20 protein-coding genes are annotated in these 24,202 nt (G+C 61.3%); 8 read left to right on the forward strand and 12 right to left on the reverse strand.

Features of this window, described 5'->3' with window-relative positions; all coding sequences use genetic code 11:
- Positions 1 to 234: 234 nt before the first annotated feature.
- From pssA to AB5Y86_RS14355, 3 genes are all read left to right on the forward strand, one after another.
- Complete coding sequence (gene pssA / locus AB5Y86_RS14345) at positions 235 to 1,584, forward strand: CDP-diacylglycerol--serine O-phosphatidyltransferase (RefSeq protein ID WP_005342654.1); 1,350 nt, start codon at positions 235 to 237, stop codon at positions 1,582 to 1,584.
- 190 nt (positions 1,585 to 1,774) lie between these two features.
- Positions 1,775 to 3,844, forward strand: a complete 2,070-nt coding sequence (recG, locus tag AB5Y86_RS14350) for an ATP-dependent DNA helicase RecG (RefSeq protein WP_368193143.1) — start codon at positions 1,775 to 1,777, stop codon at positions 3,842 to 3,844.
- A 31-nt stretch (positions 3,845 to 3,875) separates the two neighbouring features.
- Entirely contained in the window at positions 3,876 to 5,939 is a 2,064-nt protein-coding gene (locus AB5Y86_RS14355; protein ID WP_368193144.1) for an AsmA family protein, read from the forward strand.
- A 47-nt stretch (positions 5,940 to 5,986) separates the two neighbouring features.
- Here AB5Y86_RS14355 and AB5Y86_RS14360 read toward each other — a convergent pair whose 3' ends face one another.
- The gene (locus AB5Y86_RS14360; protein ID WP_368193145.1) at positions 5,987 to 6,907 is read right to left on the reverse strand and encodes a YiiD C-terminal domain-containing protein; all 921 of its coding nucleotides are present in this window, start codon (positions 6,905 to 6,907) and stop codon (positions 5,987 to 5,989) included.
- 51 nt (positions 6,908 to 6,958) lie between these two features.
- Here AB5Y86_RS14360 and AB5Y86_RS14365 point away from each other — a divergent pair, with 51 nt between their 5' ends.
- Positions 6,959 to 7,639, forward strand: a complete 681-nt coding sequence (locus tag AB5Y86_RS14365) for a spermidine synthase (protein WP_181281677.1) — start codon at positions 6,959 to 6,961, stop codon at positions 7,637 to 7,639.
- Here the strand turns inward: AB5Y86_RS14365 and dtd are convergent.
- The 5 genes from dtd to AB5Y86_RS14390 form a co-directional block, all read right to left on the reverse strand.
- On the reverse strand, positions 7,628 to 8,065 hold the full coding sequence (dtd, locus tag AB5Y86_RS14370; protein ID WP_005356887.1) for a D-aminoacyl-tRNA deacylase: 438 nt from the start codon (positions 8,063 to 8,065) through the stop codon (positions 7,628 to 7,630). The genes AB5Y86_RS14365 and dtd overlap by 12 nt on opposite strands.
- An 86-nt stretch (positions 8,066 to 8,151) precedes the next feature.
- Entirely contained in the window at positions 8,152 to 9,024 is an 873-nt protein-coding gene (locus tag AB5Y86_RS14375; RefSeq protein ID WP_005340664.1) for a virulence factor BrkB family protein, read from the reverse strand.
- Positions 9,025 to 9,200: 176 nt separating this feature from the next.
- Positions 9,201 to 10,442 (reverse strand): malic enzyme-like NAD(P)-binding protein, encoded by a 1,242-nt coding sequence (locus AB5Y86_RS14380; RefSeq protein ID WP_040096481.1) that lies wholly within the window; start codon positions 10,440 to 10,442, stop codon positions 9,201 to 9,203.
- Positions 10,443 to 10,697: 255 nt separating this feature from the next.
- The gene (locus AB5Y86_RS14385) at positions 10,698 to 11,924 is read right to left on the reverse strand and encodes an aromatic amino acid transporter (protein WP_139747002.1); all 1,227 of its coding nucleotides are present in this window, start codon (positions 11,922 to 11,924) and stop codon (positions 10,698 to 10,700) included.
- Between the two features lie 168 nt (positions 11,925 to 12,092).
- Entirely contained in the window at positions 12,093 to 13,526 is a 1,434-nt protein-coding gene (locus tag AB5Y86_RS14390) for a DUF2867 domain-containing protein (protein ID WP_368193147.1), read from the reverse strand.
- Between the two features lie 286 nt (positions 13,527 to 13,812).
- Between AB5Y86_RS14390 and AB5Y86_RS14395 the strand changes: the two genes are divergently transcribed.
- Positions 13,813 to 14,904, forward strand: a complete 1,092-nt coding sequence (locus AB5Y86_RS14395; RefSeq protein WP_368193149.1) for a hypothetical protein — start codon at positions 13,813 to 13,815, stop codon at positions 14,902 to 14,904.
- Positions 14,905 to 14,970: 66 nt separating this feature from the next.
- On the opposite strand, the gene priA is transcribed toward AB5Y86_RS14395, so the two are convergent.
- Positions 14,971 to 17,178, reverse strand: a complete 2,208-nt coding sequence (gene priA / locus AB5Y86_RS14400; RefSeq protein ID WP_368193151.1) for a primosomal protein N' — start codon at positions 17,176 to 17,178, stop codon at positions 14,971 to 14,973.
- Positions 17,179 to 17,325: 147 nt separating this feature from the next.
- Here priA and rpmE point away from each other — a divergent pair, with 147 nt between their 5' ends.
- Positions 17,326 to 17,541: a 50S ribosomal protein L31 gene (gene rpmE / locus AB5Y86_RS14405; RefSeq protein ID WP_005340673.1), complete on the forward strand. Its 216-nt coding sequence runs from the start codon at positions 17,326 to 17,328 to the stop codon at positions 17,539 to 17,541.
- A 110-nt stretch (positions 17,542 to 17,651) separates the two neighbouring features.
- On the opposite strand, the gene AB5Y86_RS14410 is transcribed toward rpmE, so the two are convergent.
- Both AB5Y86_RS14410 and AB5Y86_RS14415 read right to left on the reverse strand, forming a co-directional pair.
- The gene (locus AB5Y86_RS14410; RefSeq protein ID WP_005340675.1) at positions 17,652 to 18,302 is read right to left on the reverse strand and encodes a chromophore lyase CpcT/CpeT; all 651 of its coding nucleotides are present in this window, start codon (positions 18,300 to 18,302) and stop codon (positions 17,652 to 17,654) included.
- Between the two features lie 122 nt (positions 18,303 to 18,424).
- The gene (locus AB5Y86_RS14415) at positions 18,425 to 20,278 is read right to left on the reverse strand and encodes a methyl-accepting chemotaxis protein (RefSeq protein ID WP_368193152.1); all 1,854 of its coding nucleotides are present in this window, start codon (positions 20,276 to 20,278) and stop codon (positions 18,425 to 18,427) included.
- Positions 20,279 to 20,424: 146 nt separating this feature from the next.
- On the opposite strand from AB5Y86_RS14415, the gene rraA reads away from it, so the two are divergent.
- Positions 20,425 to 20,910 carry a ribonuclease E activity regulator RraA gene (gene rraA, locus AB5Y86_RS14420; RefSeq protein WP_005340678.1) on the forward strand — a complete coding sequence of 162 codons (486 nt, stop codon included), beginning with the start codon at positions 20,425 to 20,427 and terminating at the stop codon, positions 20,908 to 20,910.
- 268 nt (positions 20,911 to 21,178) lie between these two features.
- Here rraA and AB5Y86_RS14425 read toward each other — a convergent pair whose 3' ends face one another.
- The 3 genes from AB5Y86_RS14425 to AB5Y86_RS14435 form a co-directional block, all read right to left on the reverse strand.
- Complete coding sequence (locus tag AB5Y86_RS14425; protein WP_368193153.1) at positions 21,179 to 21,853, reverse strand: 7-cyano-7-deazaguanine/7-aminomethyl-7-deazaguanine transporter; 675 nt, start codon at positions 21,851 to 21,853, stop codon at positions 21,179 to 21,181.
- A gap of 159 nt (positions 21,854 to 22,012) precedes the next feature.
- On the reverse strand, positions 22,013 to 22,300 hold the full coding sequence (locus AB5Y86_RS14430; RefSeq protein ID WP_368193155.1) for a DUF3630 family protein: 288 nt from the start codon (positions 22,298 to 22,300) through the stop codon (positions 22,013 to 22,015).
- A 10-nt stretch (positions 22,301 to 22,310) separates the two neighbouring features.
- Positions 22,311 to 23,738: a YdiU family protein gene (locus AB5Y86_RS14435; protein WP_368193157.1), complete on the reverse strand. Its 1,428-nt coding sequence runs from the start codon at positions 23,736 to 23,738 to the stop codon at positions 22,311 to 22,313.
- Between the two features lie 105 nt (positions 23,739 to 23,843).
- Between AB5Y86_RS14435 and AB5Y86_RS14440 the strand changes: the two genes are divergently transcribed.
- Positions 23,844 to 24,146, forward strand: a complete 303-nt coding sequence (locus AB5Y86_RS14440) for a cytochrome c (protein ID WP_005340687.1) — start codon at positions 23,844 to 23,846, stop codon at positions 24,144 to 24,146.
- The last annotated feature ends 56 nt before the right edge of the window (positions 24,147 to 24,202 follow it).

The following is a 24,202-nucleotide window of genomic DNA, read 5'->3' on the forward strand; positions in this document are numbered from 1 at the left end:
AGCGAGTAATCGCGCTGTGTCCGTTTCACACCTTGTCCCATCGGGCTCTCCATTTATGTGGGGGAAAGGTGTAAACCATATTCAGGACGGGACAATGCTGACAAAAAGGCCTCACTCGTGAGGCCTTTTTCATCTTTCTGATGATTCTTTCTTTGGCTGAGAGGGCGAGATTGCTAGAATCGCCTATTCATCGCTCCGAGTGGAACGCTTAACCCCGTGATTTCAGGTTTATCTATGCATTCATCGGCCCATTATCGACAACTGCTGGCGCGCCTGCCCCAGATCGCCGTCGCAGCGGATCAGTTTGAAGTGCTCTACAGCGCCCAGGATTTCAAACGCCGCATTCTTGCGCTTATCGCCAGTGCCACCCGGCGCATCTATCTGGTCGCGCTCTATCTGCAGGATGACGAAGCAGGCCGGGAGATCCTCTCCGCCCTCTACGCCGCCAAGCAACGCAATCCGGCCCTCGACATCAAGCTGTTCGTCGACTTCCACCGTGCCCAGCGCGGCCTGATCGGCAAGGGCAAGCAGGGCGGCAACCACCTGATGTATCAGGCCATGGCTGCCGAACACGAGCACCAGATCGAAATCTATGGCGTGCCGGTCAAAGGGCGCGAGCTGCTCGGCGTGCTCCACCTCAAGGGCTTCATCTTTGATGATGTGGTGCTCTACTCCGGTGCCAGCCTCAACGACATCTACCTGCACCAGCAGGATCGCTACCGCTTCGATCGCTATCACCAGATCACCAGCCCGGAGCTGGCCCGCAGCATGGTCAACTATGTGGATGACCTGTTCGTGAAGAGCGACGCGGTGCAGCGACTGGATCACAGCGATATCCCCAGCGCCAAGCAGCTGAAGGGGCCAATCCGCCGCTTCAAGCAGAACCTGCGCCAGAGCCAGTACCGCTTCAGCACCATGCCGGTCAACACCCAGGAGGTGGCCGTCACCCCCATGGTGGGTCTGGGCAAGCGCAACAATCAGCTCAACCTGATGATCCGCAATCTGGTGCGCGCCACCGAGAGGGAGATCTTCATCTGCACCCCTTACTTCAACCCCCCCAAGGAGTTGAGCAAGGATATCGAGGATCTGCTGCAGCGCGGTTGCAAGGTGACCATCGTAGTGGGCGACAAGACCGCCAACGACTTCTTCATTCCGCCGGAAGAGAAGTTCTCCACCATCGGTGGCCTGCCCTATCTCTACGAAACCAACCTGCGCAAGTTTGCCGAGCGCAACCAGCGCCACATCGACGACGGTCGCCTCAACCTGATGCTCTGGTGTTGCGAGCGCAACTCCTACCATCTCAAGGGGATCTTCGTGGATGACGAGTGGGCCCTACTCACCGGCAACAACCTCAACCCCCGCGCCTGGGCGCTGGATCTGGAGAATGGCCTGCTGGTGCATGATCGACGCCACCTGCTGCGTCCCCAGTTCAACGCGGAGCGGGAGAACATCCTGACCAACACCAAGCGGATCAGCCACTTCGATCAGGTGGAACAGATCCAGGACTACCCGGAACAGGTGCGCAAGCTGCTGGGACGGATCCACAGGGTCAAGGCCCATCTGCTGCTCAAGCGGATTATCTGACCTTGGGTGCCATGCGCCCGCACCTTGCCTGTTGGCAGCCGCACAAAGGCCTCCCGTTTTCGGCAGGCCTTTGTTATATCCGCCGTTTCCCCCGCCTTGGCGGCCCTGCCAGCAGCAACTCGGCTTGCATCGGCCCCTCAACAACCCCTATCATCTGGACATATTTACAGTGTTTTCGGGCATCTAATTGATGAAATTGGATAAAATTCCTCTCGATAGCCTCAAGGGTGTCGGCAGCAAGATGCTGGAGAAGCTCGAGCGGCTGGGGCTGGCCACGGTACAGGATCTGCTGTTCCACCTTCCCCTGCGCTACGAGGACCGCACCCAGGTGTGGCCCATCGGCGATCTGCCGCCCGGCCTGCACGGCGCTGTCGAGGGCGAAATCCAGGACACTCAGCTGGTGATGGGGCGCCGCCGCATGATGGTCTGTCGCATCAGCGATGGCACCGGCACCCTCACCCTGCGCTTCTTCAACTTCACCGCCGCCCAGAAAAACAGTCTGGCGGCGGGCCGTCTGATCCGCTGCTTTGGCGAGGTGCGCCCCGGCAAATACGGGCTGGAGATGGCTCACCCCGAGTACAAGCTGCTCGGCGAGGAGCAAGCAGGCCAAACCGAAGAGGCGCTCACCCCCGTCTACCCGACGACCGAAGGGCTGCGCCAGCTCACCCTGCGCAACCTCACGGATCAGGCGCTGGCCCAGCTCGATCTCTACAGCGTGGAGGAGCTGCTGCCCGCCGGCCTCTATCCCCACCAGATTGAGCTGACCGCAGCCCTGAAACTGCTGCACCGCCCGCCCCCCTCGGTAGCGCTGCCACTGCTCGAAAACGGCCAGCATCCGGCCCAGCAGCGGCTGGTGCTGGAGGAGCTGCTGGCTCACAACCTCTCGGTCCTCAAGGTGCGCGCTCAGGCGCAAACCCAGCTGGCCCGCGCCCTCAAACCGGCGCCCGCGCTGGTTGAGAAACTGCTCGGCGCCCTGCCGTTCAAACCCACCGGCGCCCAGAGCCGGGTAGTGGCGGAAATAGCTAAGGATCTGCAACAGAGCCACCCCATGATGCGGCTGGTGCAGGGGGATGTGGGCTCCGGCAAGACGCTGGTCGCGGCGCTGGCGGCCCTGCAGGCTATCGGCAACGGCTGTCAGGTGGGGCTGATGGCGCCGACCGAGCTGCTGGCGGAACAGCACGCCATCAACTTTGCCAAGTGGCTGGAGCCGCTCGGCATCGGGGTCGGCTGGCTGGCGGGCAAACAGAAAGGCAAGGCGCGGGAAGAGGCGCTGGCCGCCATCGCTGATGGCAGCGTCAAGATGGTGGTGGGCACCCACGCCATCTTTCAGGAGCAGGTGGTGTTCCAGCGTCTGGCGCTGGTCATCATCGATGAACAGCACAGATTCGGGGTGCATCAGCGCCTCGCCCTGCGCGAGAAAGGGGAGCGGGAGGGGGTGCATCCCCATCAGCTCATCATGACCGCTACCCCCATCCCCCGCACCCTGGCGATGACCGCCTATGCCGACCTCGACACCTCGGTCATCGACGAACTGCCGCCGGGCCGTACCCCCATCACCACAGTCGCGCTGCCCGACAGCCGTCGCGGTGATGTGATCGAGCGGGTCAAACTCGCCTGCACCGAGGGCAAGCAGGCCTACTGGGTCTGCACCCTGATCGAGGAGTCGGAGGTGCTGGAGTGTCAGGCCGCCGAGGATACCGCCGCCGAGCTGCAGAACCTGCTGCCGGGGCTGCATATCGGGCTGGTGCACGGCCGGATGCGGCCGGTGGAGAAACAGCGGGTGATGGAGGAGTTCAAGGCAGGCATACTGCAACTGCTGGTCGCCACCACCGTCATCGAGGTGGGGGTGGATGTGCCCAACGCCAGCCTGATGATCATCGAGAACCCGGAACGGCTCGGGCTGGCCCAGCTGCACCAGCTGCGCGGCCGGGTTGGCCGGGGTGCGGTAGCCTCTCACTGCGTGCTGCTCTATCATGCCCCCTTGTCCAAGACGGCCCAGAGCCGGCTCGGGGTGCTGCGGGAGACCAACGACGGCTTCCTCATCGCCCAGCGCGATCTGGAACTGCGCGGCCCGGGGGAACTGCTCGGCACCCGCCAGACCGGTCTGGCCGACCTCAAGATCGCCGATCTGGTGCGGGATCAGCCGCTTATTCCACAGGTGCAAAAAATGGCGCGCTTCCTTATGGATAGGCACCCGAGTCATGTCGAACCCTTGATTCGCCGTTGGCTCGGTCTGCGAGACCACTACTCAAACGCCTGACAACACACCCCAAAACAGGAGGAAAGCAACCATGAATTCCTGGCTACGCGGCCTGCTCTACACCTTCGCCTTCCTGCTGCTATTTGTCTGGGTTGCCCTCGGCCTGTTCGACGCCGAGCGCGCCAAAGGCCCCATCGCCAGCTGGATCAGCCAGCAGACCGGCGTACCGGTCACCATAGGGCGACTGGTGTTCAACCCGCTACACCCTTACACCCTGCTGGCAGAGCAGGTACGCTACGGCGATGCAGTCTCACTCGACAAGATCTATCTGGAGATCGAGAGCATCGACTGGCTGAGCCGCGACGTGCGCATCGCCCATCTCGATCTGATCCGTCCCGCCATCAAGCTGCCGCTGCCCAACCAGCTGCCCAGCCTGCCGGTGCACTCCCTCACCATCAGTGACAGCACTATAGACCGGCTCAGTCTGGAGAGCCCCGAGCTGACCCTGCGCGGCCTTAATGCCACCCTGAGTGACTGGGAGCTGATCGACCCGAAACGGCAGCCACAGGCCAACCTGAGCCTCAATATCGGCCAGCTGGAGACTCCGCAGTTCACCTTCGCCCGCCTCAGCCTGCAAGGAAGGCTGGAAGGGGAAGTGCTGCGCACCGACAAGCTGGTGACCAACCTGTTCGACGGTCTGCTGGAGACCGGCATGGTGCTGGACTGGCCCGCTCGAACCCTGCAACTGCACGATCTCAAGGCACGCGGCATGCGGATGGAGCTGGGCGATCTGACACAGCAAGGCTTCCCGCAGCGCTTCCCGTTGCAAAGCGTGTCGCTGGATCGCGGTCAGCTGGACGGCGTCAGCCTCAACGACATCAATCAGGAGCTATCCTTCAACAACTTCAGCGGCCAGCTCACCGCCTTCAACTGGCAGGCGGGCAACCAGCCCACCGGCTATCTGAGCGGCACCCTGGGCGACATGGGCCGTGGCCTGTTCCAGCTGGAGGAGATCAAGGGCAAGCTCGCCTTCTCGCCCCAGCAGATCGACGGCGAACTGCAGGGCAAGGCCTATGAAGGGGAGTTCAATGTCGAGCTATCCCTCGATAGCCAGCAGCAGAAGCTGACCCTGAAAGACGTGGCGCTGAGCGGCATGGATATCAGCCTGCCGCAAGGGTGGTGGCAGGATTGGCAGAGCTGGCGCCCGCAGCAGGTCGATATCCGCAAGCTGGCGTTCGACAAGCTCAAGGTGCTCTCCTTCGACGATACCCTGCCCCTGTCGCTGACCGGCTGGCAGCTCTATCTGAGCGATCTCGCCCTGCGCGATAACCAGCCCGGCCCGCTGCTCGGCCGTGCCCGTATCGAGAGCAAGTGGTTCGAGCTGGTGTGGGATGGCCTCAGCGCCCGCAACGGCGAGCTGGATGGGGAGCTGACCCCCAGCTCCTGGCAGCTGGGCAAGCTCACCAGCTCGCTGCCGGATGAGGGCAGCCTCAGCATGAGCGGCCAGTGGGGCCGCGAACCGGGCCAGAGCAGCCGCCTCCAACTGCAGGCGACCAAGCTGGATCTGCAGCAATGGGGCAAGATATTCCACTCCCCTGTCTCGTTCGCTGGCAAGGCGGACGTGAGCGCCGATCTGCAAGCCGAACATGGCAAAACGGCGGGCGAGTGGCGCCAGACCCTGCAGGGCAGCTTTGCCCTCGATGCCGACGAGCCGTTCTGGGACAAGGTGAAGATAGATCCGCTGCTGGATGAGTGGTTCAAGGGGGCGACCCCGCCCACCCTGACGCCAGATCAGCTGTGGCAGGCGATGCAGGAGGGTGACACCCCCTTCTACCGCATCAAGCTGCAGGGCAAGATCGACAAGGGGCAACTGCAGATCGAGCAGGCTGGTGCCTCCACCATCACCCATCTGCTGGCGCTGCAAGGGGGGATCGATCTGGTCAACGAGCAGTGGCAGCTGGATCTGGGGATCCTCAACGGCAACCGCTGCGCCGAGCTGCTCGGCCAGTGGCGCGGGCCGCTGACGGAACCCACACTGGCCTGGAGCTTCCCGCAGAAGCAGGACGCCTGCGGCTGGGAAGTGGGAGTACGCTATCCGCCGCAAGGCAACAGCGCCCCGCTCTGGCGTCCCTCTGCACCTCCTACTGCCCAGTAAAAAGAACAAGGCCTCGTCATGAGGCCTTGTTCTTTAAGGGCAACCCCTCACAGCACGGGGGCCAGCCCCCGTCGCTTGACCGGCTGTACCACATAGTGACCGAGAAACTCGGCTGCCAATGTCTCGCCACTGAACAGCTTGATCAGCAGGCTGAACCTGGCCAATTCACCCCGTTTGAGGGGTTCCAGCACAGCGGGCATCCCCTCGCGGGCTACCCGCGCCTCCGGCTCTTCGCTCACAGGTCGGTAATACTTGATGTTACCCTCCGCCAGCACCGTATCCCCCACCAGGCCAGCCTCCTTAAGCTGCAACCAGATCAGGCCCCACCCCGCCAGCACACACTGGCTGTAGATGCTGCCGGCGAACATGGTGTCATGCACATTGAGGTTGGCCGCCAGATTGGCCTTGAGATGGAAGGTCTGGCCATCGTAGTGGCTGATGTGCATCCCCATCTTCTCGCTGATGGGAATACCCCGCGACCAGCGGGTCGTGAGATCCTGACACCACTCCGGCCGGTACTGGATGGTCTGCAAGGGGCTCAGGGATTTGATCATCTGGCGATGGGGGATGCGACCAAAGGAGACGGGGCCTTCCCCTACCTCCAGAAAGCCGCACTTGCGATAGAACTCCACCGCCTCCTGACGAGCGTTCATCACCAGCCGTTTCACCTTCTCGCTGCGGGCCAGCTGCTCGAGATCCTCCACCATTTTGGCACCCAGCCCCTGGCCGCGATATTCGGGACGCAGCGCCATAAAGCGGATCTGCGCCTCGTCACCACCGATAAAGAGGCGACCCACCGCGATGGAACTACCATCGGGGGCCAGCATCAGCCGATGAATGGCGACGGTGTCGTATTCGTCCCGCTCGGAACCGACGGGCAGATTGAAGGGCTTACGCAGAAGCTCCCAGCGCAACTGGTAGTAGGCATCCAGCTCGGCTGCCGTTTGAGGGGTGACTACCCGGTACATAGTTTCATCCTTGAGTTACACTGGTCGGAAACCATCTTGCCGTGCAAATTCATGGACTTCAATCTGCAAGCGTACCAAGCCGATCACTTGTTGCACCTCAGCGTCAAACCCCAGCGCCGCCTCACGGTACAGGAGAATGACCAGCACCGCTGGCTGGAGATAGACGGCGTGGTGCAATCCGCCATGTCGCTCGCCAACCCCGCCACCCTCTGTCTGCCTCATCAGCGGGTCATTGCCTGCCTGCTGCCCGAGCAGGCCACACAGATACTCGAACTGGGGCTGGGGGGCGGCGATCTCACTCGTCATCTCTGCCAACGCTGGCCAGATGCTCGCCACGAGTGCGTCGATCTGGACGAAGAGGTACTGACCGTTTATCAGCAGTTTTTCCAGCATCAGGAGAGCGATGAACGCGCTGCTCCGGCACTCCATCAGGCCGATGCCCTCGCCTTTTTGGAGCAGAGCGAACAGCAGTACGACCTCATCCTGCTCGATCTCTTCAGTCAGGATGGCAACCCGCTGCTGCTGTTTCAGGAGCGGCTCTACCGGGCGCTGGCTCCCCGCCTCTGCGGCACCCTGGTCATCAACCTGCTGCCGCGCACCGCGTTGGAGCTAACCCACGCCCTGACACTGATAGAACAGTGGATTGGCCCCGCCACCCCCTATCCGGTTGCGGGGCTTATCAACGTGATCGTCCACGTCACACCGCGGGACGAAACATCCTCAGACCTGTAGCCAGAAGGTCGTCGGTCCCTCGTTGACCAGCGCCACCTTCATGTCGGCGGCAAAACGACCGGTTTCGGTCGGGATGCCGCTGGCGGCGGCCTTGGCCACGAAGTAGTCATAGAGCCGCTCGGCCTCGCTCGGGTGAGCACCGCAGGAGAAGCTGGGACGCATCCCTCGCTTGGTATCCGCCGCCAGCGTAAATTGGGAGACAACCAGCAGACTGCCGCCGATCTGGCTGACATTCAGGTTCATCTTGCCCTCCTGATCCGGAAAGATGCGATAACCACTGACCCGATGCAGCAACTTGTCGGCCTTGGCCTCGTCATCCCCCTGCTCTACCCCGAGCAGTACCAGCAATCCCTGACCGATGGCGCCGGTCACCTCCCCCTCGACAGTCACGCTGGCCTCGCTGACCCGCTGAATCAATGCAATCACTTCCCTCTCCTTTGAAAACAGAACGACCGCCCCCTCGCAGGGGCGGTCGTCGATGCTACCAATAAACCGGTGGGCAAGGCGATGGCTTAGCCAAGCTCCTCACTCGCCGGTTTCTCATATTCACCGAGGCAGGCCGTGGTTTCAGCCCCCAGCAGCACCACCAGCCAGCTGAGATAGACCCAGACAAACAGGATTGGGATGGTGGCCAGCGCGCCATAGATGGCCTGATAGGAGGGGAAGTTGGTGATGTAGATGGCAAAACCGCGCTTGGCCAGCTCGAACAGGGTCGCCGCTACCAGCGCACCGATAAAGGCGTGGATCAGCCGCACCTTGCAGTTCGGCACCACGGTATAGACCAGCAGGAAGGTGAGCACCGAGAAGAGGAACGGCAAGCCGCGCAACAGCAGATAGCCGATGCCGAACAGGCTCTCGGCGCCAAACAGCCGCAGCGAGAAGATGTAGGAGGAGATGGCGATACTGGCACCGATAAGCACGGGCCCCAGGGTCAGGATCATCCAGTACATGGCAAAGGCCTGCGCCAGCGGGCGGCCCTGGGTCGAGCGCCAGATGTAGTTGAGGTTCTTGTCGATGGCGGAGATCAGCATCAGCGCCACCACCACCAGCGCCCCAATCCCCACTGCCGTGGTGTTGGTGGCATTGGCCACGAAGCCGTCGATGTACTCCTTGAGCATGTCGCCCGCGGTCGGCACGAAGTTGTGGTAGACGAACTGCTCCATCGCCTGCTTGAGGCTCTGGAACACCGGGAAGGCGGACATCATGCCAAAGACCACGGCGATCATCGGCACCAGCGAAAGCAGGGTGACATAGGCCAGATAACCGGCGGTAACCGTCAATCTGTCCTGCTGGAAACGGCCCCAGACAAACTGGGCAAAGTGGCGACCATCATGGCGCAAGAAGGAGAGGGCGTGGGCCAAACGGCCGCTGACAGGCTGCTGCATCTTGATTCTCGTTAGCGTCATAGTGGCAATATTGTGTCAGAGGAGAGCGCTGTTTGACCACCTTTGAACCCGATTTGCCCTCTTATCACCCCGCCTGTCACCCGGGTTGCGCCTCTGGCTGTCGCGAGAGGCAGAAATAAAAACGGCCCCGCTATGGGGCCGTTTGCAACGCCGGATTACAGCATGTAGTCCGCGGGCAGCTCGATGCGGGCGACGCCGGAGGCCACCGCTGCCAGCGCCACGGCGCGGGCAACCCGCGGCAGCAGACGGGCATCCATCGGCTTGGGAATAACGTAATCCTTGCCGAAAGCGAGCTCGCTGACCCCGGCGGCGGTCAGCACCTCGGCCGGCACCGGCTCCTTGGCCAGCGCACGGATCGCCTCGACCGCGGCAATCTTCATGGCATCGTTGATGCGGCTTGCACGGGCGTCGAGGGCACCGCGGAAGATGAAGGGGAAGCAGAGCACGTTGTTGATCTGGTTCGGGTAGTCGGAGCGGCCGGTGCCCATGATGAGGTCGCTGCGCACCCCGTGGGCCAGCGCCGGCTTGATCTCCGGGTCCGGGTTGGAGCAGGCGAAGATCACCGGGTTGGGCGCCATCAGGGCGACCGCTTCGGCGGGCAACACATCTGGGCCGGAAACACCGACAAACACATCCGCCCCTTCGATGACATCCATCAGGGTGCGCAGCGGGGTCTCGTTGGCGAAACGCTGCTTGTACTTGTTGAGATCGCTGCGGCCGGTGTGAATCACCCCCTGACGATCCAGCATGAAGATGTTGTGCGCCCTGGCGCCACACTTGATCAGCAGATCCATGCAGGCGGTGGCGGCAGCCCCCGCCCCCATGCAGACGATGCGGCTGTCACTGATCTGCTTGCCCTGCACTTCCAGCGCGTTGAGCAGGCCGGCGGCGGTGACGATGGCGGTGCCGTGCTGGTCATCATGGAACACCGGAATGTCGCAGCGCGCGATCAGCGCCTCTTCAATCTCGAAACACTCCGGCGCCTTGATATCTTCCAGATTGATGCCACCGAAGGTATCGGCGATGGCCGCCACCGTGTCGATGAACTGCTGGCTGGTCTCGTGCTTCACCTCGATGTCGATGGCGTCGATACCGGCGAAGCGCTTGAACAGCAGGGCCTTGCCCTCCATCACCGGCTTGGAGGCCAGCGGCCCCAGATTACCCAGCCCCAGAATGGCGGTGCCGTTGGAGATGACGGCCACCAGATTGCCCTTGCCGGTATAGCGGTAGGCATCGGCCGGGTTGGCAGCGATCTCGCGCACCGGCTCGGCAACACCCGGGCTGTAGGCCAGCGCCAGGTCGCGGGCGGTTTCGGCGGGCTTGGTCAGGGCGATGGCAATTTTGCCCGGTACGGGCTGGGCGTGGTAATCGAGTGCTTCTTGACGCAGATCGGACATGGGGGACCCCGATGTGGTTGGTGCAAATGAGGTGCCGGCAGGGGGCACGCAGAAGGGCGGGGATCATAAAAGAAAGCGGCGGGCATGCCCAGCAGATCATGCTGCCACTAGCCAGATCAGACCAGTTATTTCAGCACCTTCCCCCACCCACGCCTACCACTTTAGTTATAGATCCTGCCATGTGGGGGTAAAAATGGAGCAAAAAGGGCGGCAAGTTGGCCTTGCCGCCCTTTCTGTCAGTGCTGTAGACCTGACTCAGTTGCCCAGATAGACCGGCAACAGATTTGCCATCGACAGAAAGTGGAACAGCGCGGTCGCCAACCCGAACAGGATCAGCAACCAGGCCATCAGCTTGCCACCGGGGGTGACGAAATGGGGGATCACTTCGCCCCGCTCGGCCCGCGCCCGGGTGCGCAGCACCAGCAATGCCGGGATGATGCAGGTCCAGATGGTGGCGGCGGCACCGGCATAACCGATAGCCAGCAGGAAACCGAACGGGAAGAGCAGGGAGAGCAGCAGCGGCGGCAGGAAGGTGACCGCCCAGGTCTTGCAGCGACCGGCGCGGCTGTTGTCGAACTTGAACAGATCAGCCAGATAGTCGAACACCCCGAGCCCCACCCCGATAAAGGAGGAGAGGATGGCCGCCATGGAGAAGCCGTTGATGGCGCTGGCCACCTTCTCCGATTCAATGACCCCGGAGAGGGCGGAGAGCAGCACGCTCACGTCCCCTCCCTTGGCAATCACGGGGGCAAAATCCTGACGGGGCAGGTTGCCGAAGATCCCCAGCAACCAGAGCACGTAGAGCGCCAGCGCGATCAGGGTTCCCCCCAGAATGGCCCATCTGGCCTGCTGCTCGTTCTGGTAGTAGGCACGCAGAGAGGCCACCGAGTGGTGATAACCAAACGAGGTGAGCGCCACCGGTAGCATCGCCATGGCATAGGGAGCGTAGCGGCTCTCGCTGCCCGCCAGATCGAGCAGGGTCGGTAGCTTGATACTGCCGAGCAGACCGGCCACACCGAGGGCGAAGCTGAGGATCATGAAGGCGATCAGCACCACCGAAATACGGTCAACGGCGCGGGTCGAGTGCCACACCACCGCAGAGAAGAGCGCCACGAACAGCACGGATGCAAGCTTGCTGTCGATCCCCAGTATCCCCTGCAGGATGGCACCGGAGGAGGTGATATAGGCGTAGAGCAGAATGCCGCCAACAAAGTAGACCGAGAGGTTGTTGAGGAGATTGAGCTTCTCCCCCAGCAGCTCGCGAGTCACGGTATTGAAGGAGACCCGCATATCGTGGTGCTGGAAGGATTCCAGCAACATCCAGCCGGAGAGGGTCATCATCACCATGGTGACGGTCAGCGCCAGCACCGACCAGAGGGTCCAGGCCCCCGCCCCCGAACTTGGCAGACCGAGCATGCCGGCCCCCACGCAGACGCTGGCAATGATGCAGGCGCCCCCCAAAATTGACGGTTTTTTCTTCATAATCCCTTCTTTTTCTGACTGATTATCTATCCGCGGTAAACAAGACCGCGGCATGATGCCAGCCTTTGCCATGAGACGCCTACCACTATCTGCCATAACCGGGCATGGCCGCCGCATAAAAAGTGCCCCGAACGGGGCACTCTATCAGCGGGAATGGTGTGAAGAGGGTTAATCCATCACCGGGATACCTGCCCTCGCCTCGGCCTGACGGGCGATGGCCTCGGTCATTCCCTGAAAAATGAAGAGGTGGAACGGCAGCATGGCGAGCCAGTAGGCCAGCCCCCAGGCGCCCTGTGGATGCCAGTGAGCGGTGACCCGGATGCGGGTCAACCCGGACTCCTCCGGCAGGAGGTTGAACTCCAGCCGCCCGACGCCCGGAGCCTTCATGTTGAACAAGAGATCGAGCCTGCGCCCCTCATCTACCCCGAGGATCTGCCAGGAGTCGAGCATGTCCCCCTTCACGAAACGATCCGGATTGCTGCGGCCGCGGGTGCGGGCAGGGCCGCCAATCAGGTGATCCATCCATTCGCGAACCACCCACAGCTGGTTCATGTAGAAATAGCGCTGCTCACCCCCCAGCTGCTGCAACACCTGCCACACCACCTCGGGAGAGGCGAGACAGATGGCCTCGCCGCTGGCGGTGCGGTCGTAGAAGCCATATTCGGGATGGCGCCAGCGCAGGCCAAGCGGCGTCTCCTGCCCCTGCTGTTCGGCACCCAGCTTCTGCTCCAGCGCCAGACTCTCCGCCAGCGCCTCGTCGAAGCTGAGCAGGGTCTGCGGCAGCAAGGCGCGCAGCGGGCCATCGTCGGCCGGAATATCGTGCTTGAGACCGCCCACCAGCGCCTTGGCCACCGGCTGCGGCACAGAGGTGACAAACTGCAGCCACCAGGCGGAGAGGCGCGGACTCAGAAACGGGATAGGAATGATGGGGCAGCGCTTGCCGATATGGGCGGCAAACTTCTGCAACTGCTGCTGATAGCTGAGCAGCTCGGGGCCGACCGCATTGAAGATGCGGCCATCCACCTCGTCGGCCTCTACCAGCCCGCCCAGATAGTGCAGCAGGTTTGACAGCGCAATCGGCGGCGTGCGCGAGCGCACCCATTTGGGCGTCACCATCATCGGCAGGTTGAACACCAGATCCCGCATCACCTCGAACGCCGCCGAACCGGGCCCGATGATGATGCCGGCGCGTAGCTCAACCGTCGGCACGCCAGAGTCGCGAAACAGCTCGCCACAGTGGCGGCGGGAGTTGAGATGGCGGCTGTTGCACTGCTCCGGCTGGATCGCCCCGAGATAGATGATGCGGCGCACCCCGGCTGCGCGGGCAGCTGCAGCGAAGTTCTTTACCCCCTGCTGCTCCAACCGGTGAAAATCGGCCCCCGCCCCCATGGCATGTACCAGATAGAAGACGGTATCGATGCCCGCCAGCGCAGGCAGCAGGGTGATGGGCTTGAGGCTGTCGGCGAGGCGAAACTCGACCCCCTCAGGCAATCGGCAGGGACGGCGCGCCCCGGCAATCACCCTGTAGCCCAAGGTTTGCAGGTGAGGCACCAGATAGGAACCTATATACCCCGCCGCCCCCATCACCAGACAATTACGCATGAGTGCAGCCCTCAGCATCATTGATGCAAGGGGCGCCAGACAGGAATCCACCATAGACTGCCACGTCCATCACCAGACAATTTCTCATGTAATTCTCCCTATCCTCACCGATGCCGCTTGTCAGCCAGAGTGCGCCGCGTTACCTGAAAATGTTCAACTAGAGCGCCACTATCCAGTCTCTTGCCATCCTGCCACGGCACCACCTTGCAACCTAGTACTAACCACCTCTCTGATTAGTCCGATTTGGTGTTAAGCCCTGCTCATTGACTGGTCGATAACTGACCAGATGTATAGCGCCGAGGGCGAACGTATGCGCATCGATCACTACGACCTCCAGGGGGAGGTGCAATACCGGCAACAACAGGCCCAGAGCCGCAAGGTGCGCAACCTCGGGCCAGTGCCACCCGCCGTCAATCCACCGGAGGGCAACAACACGGCCGCGGCCGGCGAACGCAGCAGCACCCTGACCCTCACCAGCGCCCTGACGCTGCAAACCGCGAGGCAATCCGCCGCCAGTCAGCAAGCAGCAACACCTCCCGCCCCGCCCGCAGTGGACGTCGGCAAAGAGCAGGATGGTATTCCCGACGATGGACTGGATAACCGCCAGCGGCTGATCAAGCTGATGATCGAGGCGATGCTGGGCCACGAAATCGAGCTGCCCAAGCCGATCAAACCCTCCGAAGAGGGAGGCGATGGAGTGACCCAAGGAGACGCCGCGGCTCAGGCCGCCGAGACGGATCAACTGGTGGAGGTGACTGACACCCTGCTGCAACAGGAGCAGCTCAACGTGGTGGCATCGGCCAGCGTAGCGACTCGGGATGGTCAGACTATTCAGCTCGATCTCGGCTTTGTGCTCGACTGGCGCCAGCTGGAGGTGAGCCAGCGGCGCACCACTCTCAATGCCCTCAAGGATCCGCTGGTACTCAGTCTGGATGGCAAGATCGCCGACCTGACCGAGGCTCGGGTCACTTTCGATATTGATCAGGATGGCAAAGAGGATAGCCTGCCGGGCTTGAGTGAAGGGAGCGGCTTTGTGGCGCTGGATCGCAATGGCAACGGCACCATAGACGATGGGGGCGAGCTGTTTGGTGCTCGCTCCGGCAATGGCTTCGACGAGTTGGCAACCCTGGATGAGGATGGCAACGGGGTGCTGGATGAAGGGGATAGCCAGTTTTCAGCCCTGCAGTTCTGGCATCCGGAGCACGCACCTATAGCTCTGGTCGAACTGGGGATCGGCGCCATCCTGCTGCGCCCCCTCGACACCCCCTTCAACCATCTGGGGGAGAGCGGCAATCAGGGGGTGCTGCGCCAATCCGGCCTCTATCTCACCGAACAGGGTAAAGGAGGCTGGGTGCAGCAGATCGATCTGCGGGTCTGAGCCTTGAAATGAAATCACCCATCGGTCGCTGACGATAACTGCCAGCGACCGGCGCCGGTGCCACCATCAACTCAGCTCGGTGGGGTCGATATCCAGACTCCAGCGCACCCTTTTGGTCTCAGGCCAGCCTTCCAGCTCCTTAACCGCCCAATCCAGCAGTTGGGCCAGCGGTGCCCGGTTCGGCCCCTGCACCAGCAACTGCATGCGGAACTTGCCAGCCTTGCGCTCCATAAAGCCGCTGATGGGCCCCAGCACCTGAACGTGGGGATAGCGGGCGCTGCGCAGGGTATCGGCGAGGCGGGCGAGGAACAGCTGCACCTCGTCACGGCCATTGGCCTCGGCGCGGAACAGCCCCTGATAGCTGAAGGGTGGCAGCCCCAGCAGGCGGCGCTCTTTCAACGCCGTATCGGCGAAGTGGCCGTAACCGTTCTGGGTCAGATCCTGCAGCAGGGCATGCTCCGGATGGTGGCTCTGCAGCACTACCAACCCAGGTTTGCTGGCGCGACCGGCACGCCCTGCTACCTGGGTGTAGAGCTGGGCCAGCTTCTCGGCGGCGCGAAAATCGGCGCTGAACAGGGCGCCATCCACATCCAGCAGCCCCACTAGCGTCACATCCGGAAAGTGGTGACCCTTGGCCAGCATCTGGGTGCCGATCAGGATCTTGTACTTGCCCGCCTTGATGTCGCCGAGATGGGTCTCCAGCTCCCCCTTGCGGCGGGTGTTGTCCCGGTCGATGCGCACCACCGGATATTGCGGGAAAACCGTGGTGAGCAGCTGTTCCAGCTGCTCGGTGCCGACCCCGGAGCCGATCAGCTCGTTGCTGCCACACTCGGGGCAGTGATGGGGCAGCGGGCGCACGCTGTCACAGTGGTGGCAGTGCAGCCGTCGTCCGGCCTGATGCCAGGTGTACCAGGCATCGCAACGCTCACAGGCGGCGCTCCAGCCGCACTGGTGGCAGATAAGGGCCGGGGCATAACCACGACGGTTGAGAAACAGCATCACCTGATTGCCCGCCGCCAGATGCTCAGCCATCAGCTGCTCCAGCTGGGGGGAGAGCCCGGCCTGCAGCCGCACGTTCTTGATATCCAGGATCACCTGACGGGCGGTCTGGGCGTTACCGGCACGGCGAGTCAGGGTGAGATGGTGATACTTGCCGGTGCGGGCGTTGTGCAGCGTCTCCAGCGACGGGGTAGCCGAGCCAAGCAGGATGGGGATACCGGCACGATGAGCCCGCATCACCGCCAGATCCCGCGCGTGGTAGCGAAAACCGTCCTGCTGCTTGAAAGAGCCGTCGTGCTCTTCGTCGATGATGATGATGCCGAGGTTGTAAAACGGGGTGAACACCGCGGAGCGGGTGCCGATCAGGATGGCGGCGCCGCCGTCGCGGCAGGCGAGCCAGGCGTCGAGCCGCTCCCGATCGTTCATGGCGGAGTTCATCGCCACCACCGGCACGTTGAAGCGGCGGCGAAAGCGGTTGATGGTCTGCGGGGTGAGGCCGATCTCCGGCACCATCACCAGCGCCTGCTTGCCCACCTTGAGCAAGGGCTCGAGGATGCTTAAATACACCTCGGTTTTGCCGGAACCTGTGATGCCATCCAGCAGAAAGGCGCCGAACTTGTCGCTCTGGCTGGTGACGGCGGAGACCGCCAGCGCCTGTTCGCCGTTGAGACGCAACCCCTCCCCCGGCTCGAAACGGGTAGCCCAATCACCATCGTGGCTCGGCTCCAGCGAGCGCTTCTCCAGCAAGCCTTTCTTCTCCAGCGCGGTGAGGGCTGCGCTCTGGATCTCCTCCTGCTTGAGGGCGGAGGGGGTCTGCGGCCCCTTGCGCAGCAAGGCGAGCGCCTGCTGCTGCTTGGCCGCCCGCTTGAGCTCGTTAAGGTCGATGGCCATGCCAGCCTCGGTGGCAAACCAGAACTCCAGTTCACGATAAGCGGCAGGCTCCCCCTTGCGCACCAACACCGGCAGGGCGTGGGGCAGCACTTCCCCCAGCGGATGCTGGTAGTAGCTGGCGCTCCAGTTCATCAGCGCCAGAATATCCGGCCCCAGCACCGGAGCCGTGTCCAATACCCGTTTGATGGGCTTGAGCTTGTTGCGGGGCACCTGGCTGTCGGCCGGATGATCCACCACCAGCCCGACCAGGGTCTGGGGACCAAAAGGGATCTCGACCCGGCAACCGGGGGCAGGTAACGGCAGGGGAGAGAGATAGTCGAAGTGACGGCGTAACGGTACCGGGACAGCGACACGAACCAGATCCAGCGTTTGGGAAGAATTCACCAGGGGTTGCCTATTTTTTCTGCGAAGCCACTTGCCTGATCTCAGGCATTTCCTATATTATTCGCAGCCTTTGAAACTGTGTTCAACAATCGTGTGGTGTCCGACAAGAGATCGGATGGCGACACGGCCTATTAATTGAGGTTGTCCATGAAAGCTGGTATCCATCCTGACTACGTAGCCATCACCGCCAAGTGCTCTTGCGGTAACGTCATCAACACTTTCTCTACCATCGGTAAAGATCTGAACCTGGACGTGTGCTCCGAGTGCCACCCGTTCTACACCGGCAAGCAGAAAGAAGTTTCTAGCGGCGGCCGCGTAGACAAGTTCAACAAGCGTTTCGGTGCGATGACCACCAAGAAGTAATTTTACTTCTGAAGAATTCTGAAAAAGGCGCCCAATGGGCGCCTTTTTCATTGTCTTTGTCCCGTCCTGAATATGGTTTACCCCTTTCCCGCAGCCAGACGCACTCTCCCCTACTGGCCAAATCCTTTGGAACGACGCAAATAGACATACCCCTCACCCGGGCTGCCCCAGCGCGGACTCCCTGCGTTGTCATAGGCGCGATCCAGCAATCTGACGCTATCGGGGCCAATCCAGATATGCTGCACCAGCGTCGTGGCACCACCAAAATCGGTGGAGCAATGGCCCACCCGGGTGTGGCCGGCATATTCGCCGGAGGGAGTGCGTGTCAGCCAGATCTCGCATCCGTGACGCAAGGAGAGCTGCTGCGGGGTCAGACTGTCGAGCAGGGCGGGATCATGCCAGGCACCGGCAAAATCGGTAGCCCGGGGCATGGTCAGTTCTGCCATCAGGATCCGCCCGTCAGGGGCGGGTGAGAAGCGATAGATGCGCTGGCGGAAAGGACGGACGGAGCGCAGACTCAGGTACTGCTCGGCATAGACCCAGCGATAGCCCTGATAGCCGGGCCAGATCTCCATCAGGCGCAGCTCGGCACTGGTAAAGCGGCTGTCGTAACTGGCCTGCTCCCGGCTCGTAAAGGCCCCGTTGAACCAGCTGAGTAGCGGCTCCATACCGGGCTTGAGTGGGGTAGCCTGGGGCGCCGATCCTGCCAACACCAGACAGGAACAGAGCAGCCCGAATACGGCCACCAGCAACTTTGCCATCGAATCCTTCCGAATCATCATAGTGGCGGCGATTATATGAGCGAATTTCCCCAATAACAGCCATTACGATCAAATCATTGCCACTCTGGTGCAAAAACCTCACAAGGATGCCAGTCCGCTCACTAAACCCGATATTTTGCCACCGCCTTGTTGAGCAGCTGGGCCTGCTCGTTGAGACCCTCGCTGGATCTCGCATTTTCCTCTGCCATGATGCTCGACTCCTGGGCGATGTCGCGGATGTTGTTGACGTTGCGGTTCACCTCGTTGGCCACCAGACTCTGCTGTTCGATGGCTGCCGCAATCTGGGTGCTCATATCCATGATGTGGGTAACATCCTGAGTGATCTGCCCCAGCAACTCCCCTGCGGTACTGGCCTGATCCGAGCTGCGGTTGCCCTGCTCGCGGCAGGTTGCCATCACCTCGACGATGCTGCCGGTCTGTTTCTGCAGCGAGCTGATGATGCCGGCGATCTCCTGAGTCGATTTCTGGGTACGGATGGCCAGATTGCGCACCTCATCGGCCACCACCGCAAAACCGCGCCCCTGATCCCCTGCCCGGGCAGCTTCGATGGCCGCGTTGAGGGCCAGCAGGTTGGTCTGCTCGGCAATACCACGGATCACGTCAAGCACGGAGCCGATGGTCTCACTCTCTTTTTGCAACTGGCTCACCTCGCGGGATGAGTTCTCCAGATTGCCCGCCAGCGAGCGGATCTGCTCGACAGTATTCTCGACCGCAGTCCGCCCCTCCATCGCCTTGTTGTTGGTCGCCTGCGCATTGTTGGCCGCCTGCTCGGTGTTGCGGGCGATCTCTTCGATGGTGGAGCCCATCTCGGTGGAAGCGGTCGCCACCATATCAGTCTCCTGCAGCTGGCGCGCCGCCCCTTCACTGGTGCGCTTGACGTTGGCCGAGAGGTGATCCGCCGCTTCAGTCAGGGTGTGCACGCTCTGCTTCACATCGCCGATCAGATCGCGAAACCCGCCCAGCATCACGTCGAGATTGCCTGCCAGCTGGGCCATTTCATCTGCCCCGCGCAGATCTATCTTCAGGCGCAGGTCATTATCCTGACGAATGCGGTTGACGGTGTCATTCACCTGAGTAATGGGACGGTCGATGCTGCGCCCCAGCAACACGCTCATGATGCCGATCAGCACCACAATCACCCCGCCACAGACCAGCATCAGGCTGTTGAGGCGAGCGCTCTGCCGCTCCAGCTCAGCGACAATGTGCTGATCGACGGCGGCAAACCCCTGTTCGGTCTGATGCACCAGATCCCGCATCTGGTTGCGCAGCCCCTCATCCTCTTTCAGCCCCAGTACCTGCATCCCCTGCACCAGCGCCACAAAGTCCTGCCGGTACTGCTTGCTGGCCTGTTCCAGCTTGCCGCGATCCGCCTCCGGCAAAGTGGCAAGGCTATCCTGAAAACTCTTGTGCAAGGTCTCGAAACGCTCCAGATACTGGATATCGGAGCGAAGCATGAAGTCTTTCTCCGCCCGCCTCAGCTGCAACATGGTGATGAGCAACCCCTGCTGATCCAGCTGCTTGAGCCCATTCTCCACCTCATGCACCGCCGCCCGCAGCTTGCCATAGAGCCCCTCCTCCGGCCCCAGACCAATCTTCTGCTGCTGGGCAACCAGATCGTTGAAGGCTTTGCCATAGCCGCCGATCTGCTGATCCAGCCTGGTCAGCTCCCCCTCGACAGCCGCCAGATTGTCATCGGTCACCAGCTCCCGGTTGTGCTGGTGAAAGTCAGACAGCCCCTGATTGAAGCGCTCGACGAAGGTCATATCCTTGCGGATCAGAAAATCCTTCTCGGCCCGCCGCAGGTTGAGCATGGCGATCTCCAGCTGGTCGATATTACGCTGGGCTTCGGTCAGGTGACGGTGCACCTGGCTGGAGTAGATAAACAGGCCGCTCAGTACCAGCATGGCAACGGCAACCAGCACGGTATTCAGGATCAACTTATGACGGATAAGCACGATGGACCTCTCGCAAACAGGCAGTGAACTGCATTGAGCTTATGCAGAAAAGCGGCGACAGGTGATCTGTGCAAGGAATATTCATTGAAATGCCACACCCACTCCTTATACTGGTTGCACCTGTTTCCAGCCGTGGATTTGACACTATGGAATACAATACTTCTGAACTGTGCGACATCTATCAGGACATGGTGGATGTGCTTGAACCCATGCTCTGCTCCTTCGGCGGCCGCGCCTCTTTCGGCGGCGTCATCACCACCGTCAAATGCTTCGAATCGAATGGCCTGATCCGTGAACTCGTCAAAGAGAACGGACTGGGACGCGTCTTGCTGATCGATGGCGGTGGCTCCATGCGCCGAGCTCTGATCGACAGCGATATCGCCACCACGGCGGCCGAGAACGATTGGGAAGGGATTGTCTGCTACGGCTGCGTCCGCGAAGTCGATATTCTGGAAGATCTGGATATCGGTATTCAGGCACTGGCAGCCATTCCGGTCGGTGCCGACAGCAAGGATGTAGGGGAGACCGATCTGCCGGTCAACTTCGGTGGCGTGACCTTCCTGCCTGACGACCACCTCTACGCCGATACCACAGGGGTAATCCTCTCCCCCGAGGCACTCGATATCGAGTAAGCCACAAACAGCGTGACGACGGGAGCCTTGGCTCCCGTTTTTTATGCCTGCAACTTGCTGAAAAATGACAAAAAAGAGGGCCAGATAAACTGGCCCTTAACTGGAAGCAATGTGAGCAATGTCGTGCCTTCACAAGAAGTCCATCACGTTGGAACGAATGAAGTCTTTCCCGGAAAACAAGTTAACAATAATCATTCTCATTTAACTAGGCAAGCGCTATTTGCAGAAAGTGCAAAAAATTGACCACCGCGAAGGGTGGTCAATCTGGTCAGGCTTGCCGGGTGGCTGTTTGCAGGCTGGATAATCCGGCCTCGCCCACCAGCTTGCGGCTGAGGTAGCGCAGCAAGACACCATAGAGCGGTACGAACAAACCAAGGCTTATCAGCAACTTGAATACGTAATCGACGGTTGCGATCTCGACCCAGTGCTCTGCCATGAAAGGATCTGTGGTGCGCCAGAAGGCCACACTGAAGAAAGCGATGGTATCGACCATATTACCGAACAGGGTGGAGGCCGCAGGTGCAATCCACCACTGCTTGAGCAGACGCAGCCGGTTGAACACCACCACATCCATGAACTGCCCTACCAGATAGGCCATAAAGCTGGCCAGCGCGATACGCGCTACGAACAGGTTGAACTCGGCCAGATGACCAACACCCTGGAAACTCCCTTCAAAGAAGAGTACGGAGAGCGCATAGGAGACCGCCAGTGCTGGCAGCATCACGGTCTGGATAATCTTGCGCGCCAGACCGGCACCGAAGATCCGCACCGTCAGGTCAGTGGCGAGGAAGATAAACGGGAAGCTGAACGCACCCCAGGTGGTGTGGAAGCCAAACACGGTGATCGGCAGCTGCACCAGATAGTTGCTGCTGGCAATGATCAGGATGTGGAACAACGACAGGCGAACGAGCGCCGTTTGGTACTGCGCAGGGGTCAGATTCATCTTGTGACCTTTTTGGTTAATGGGGTTAGGGAACCCATATCGCCACCATTGGCGATAATCGAGGGGCGAGATTATACGCCCCCAAACCGATAGTTCAATCTTTATGCGATTACGCTTGTCCAGGTTGGCCAGCGGCAGAACAGGCCTTGTGGGCGATAGTCACGCCTTGTGCTGTCTGGCGAGCCAGAGCAGTGCCTCCCGATCCACCGGGCGCACCGCCTCCAGCCAGCAGCCGCTGTAGTGTTCATACTCCAGCCGAAACTGGCTCTCTTCAAACTCCAGCAACCAGCTATGGCGGTCGGCCCCCGCATCCTGCTCGAGCGGCTGTAGCTCCCACTCTCGCAGCAAGGCCTGCGCCAACAGCGGGAACGTGTCCCAGTCGAGTGCCGGACAATCCAGCGTCACCACGCCAGCTTCGCTATCTGCCTGTTTGATTTGCCAACTCATTCCCTGTCTCTCAGCTACTGCAGGAGAGCTCACCACCGCAATACCATGCCGGAGTCGGGGTGGCGAGATCCTCATATTCGGGTTGTTCATCATAGGGGCGCTGCAAGGCGGCGAACAGCCGCTCGAAAGGCCGCATATCCCCTGCGTCGGCGGCGTCAATCACCTGCTGGGCCAGCGCATTACGCAGTACATACTTGGGATTGATGGCATCCATCTGCACCTTACGCACGGCATCCTCGCTGCCTTCGCGCATTAGCCGCGCCCGATAGCGCTCCAGCCACGCCTGCCAACCCCGTGGTTCAGGCAACAGGGCCAGCAGAGACGCAGGCCACGCCCCCTCTTGCGTCACCTCACCGAGACGGCGCAGGAACAGGTGGTAATCCACTTTGTTAGCCGCCAGCAACCGGAACAGCTCGCGGAACAGCGCTGGGTCATCCTCCTCCCACACCGCCAGCCCGAGTTTGGCCCGCATCAGCTCGGAGTAGTGCAGCATCAGCTGCTGCTCATACTGGGCCAACGCTGCAGCCAGCGCATCACCGTCTACATGGCCAGCCAGCGCCTGCGCCATTTTTTGCAGATTCCAGTAACCGACCGCGGGCTGCTGATCCAGCGCGTAACGGCCCGCCGGATCCGAGTGGTTACAGACAAAGTCCGGCACGTAGGCATCGATAAAGCCGTATGGCCCGTAATCCAGCGTCAAGCCGAGCAGCGACATGTTGTCGGTATTCATTACCCCGTGACAGAAGCCCGCCGCCTGCCATTTGGCAATCAACCGCGCGGTGCGGCGCACAACCTCAGCAAACAGTTCGGCACCACTCTCCTGTTCGGGGAAGTGGTGGCGCAGCAGATAGTCGATGAGTGGCGGGATCTTCTCCCCCTGCCCGCTCCAGGCGAAATACTCGATATGACCGAAGCGCAGATGGCTGGGGGCGGTACGCAGCACGGTCGCCCCGGTCTCAACCTGCTCGCGATAAACGGGCTCCTGGCTGCCCACCAGCACCAGCGCCCGGGTGGTCGGTATGCCGAGGGCATGGAGCGCTTCGGAGGCTAGATATTCGCGAATGCTCGAACGCAATACAGCGCGGCCGTCGCCAAAGCGGGAAAACGGCGTCTTTCCTGCCCCCTTCAGGTGCAGATCCCAGCGCTGACCATCCGGCGCCAGCTGCTCACCCAGCAGCAGCGCGCGACCATCTCCAAGCCGGGGGCTATAACCCCCGAACTGATGGCCCGCATAGACCTGCGCTACCGGCTGCATGCCTAGCAGCACTTTTCCCTCGCCACAACAGGCGATCCAGTCAGCCTCGCTGACGCCTCCCAGCCCCAACTCATCCAGCAAAGCCCGGTTGAGATGAAGCAACCGGGGTTGCTGCAGCGGCTGGGGGGCCACGGGTTCACAGGCCCAGGGCAACTCGGTCGCAAAAGTGTTGATCAACTTCATGGTTGTGCCATTCGTCCCTGCGTATGCTCGTGTCACTCTTTATACTGCCGTCAGCCATGCTTGCGCTAACTGGCGACCATCATTTTTCAATTCAAGGAGAAGAAGATGCAAAAATGGGTATATGCCCTGCCCTTGCTGGCACTGGCGTGGGGTCATCAGGCCAAGGCTGCCGATATCGAAGCCGGCAAAGCCAAGGCGGCGGTCTGTGCTGCCTGTCACGGCGTGGAAGGCAAGGCGATGATCCCCAACTATCCCCATCTGGCGGGTCAGAATGCCGCCTATCTGGTGAAACAGTTGAAAGCGTTCAAGGATGGCACCCGCAAAGAGCCCTTGATGGACCCCTTCATGGCGCCGCTGACCGATGCGGATATCGACAATCTGGCCGCCTTCTACGCCAGCTTGAAATAACCTCGCGTCAGATACTAGGTTCTTCCGAGTCGCGCTTACTGTGGTCGATTAAGCTG

The organism is Aeromonas sp. s8, from assembly GCF_040907785.1.
GTDB lineage: Bacteria > Pseudomonadota > Gammaproteobacteria > Enterobacterales > Aeromonadaceae > Aeromonas > Aeromonas veronii.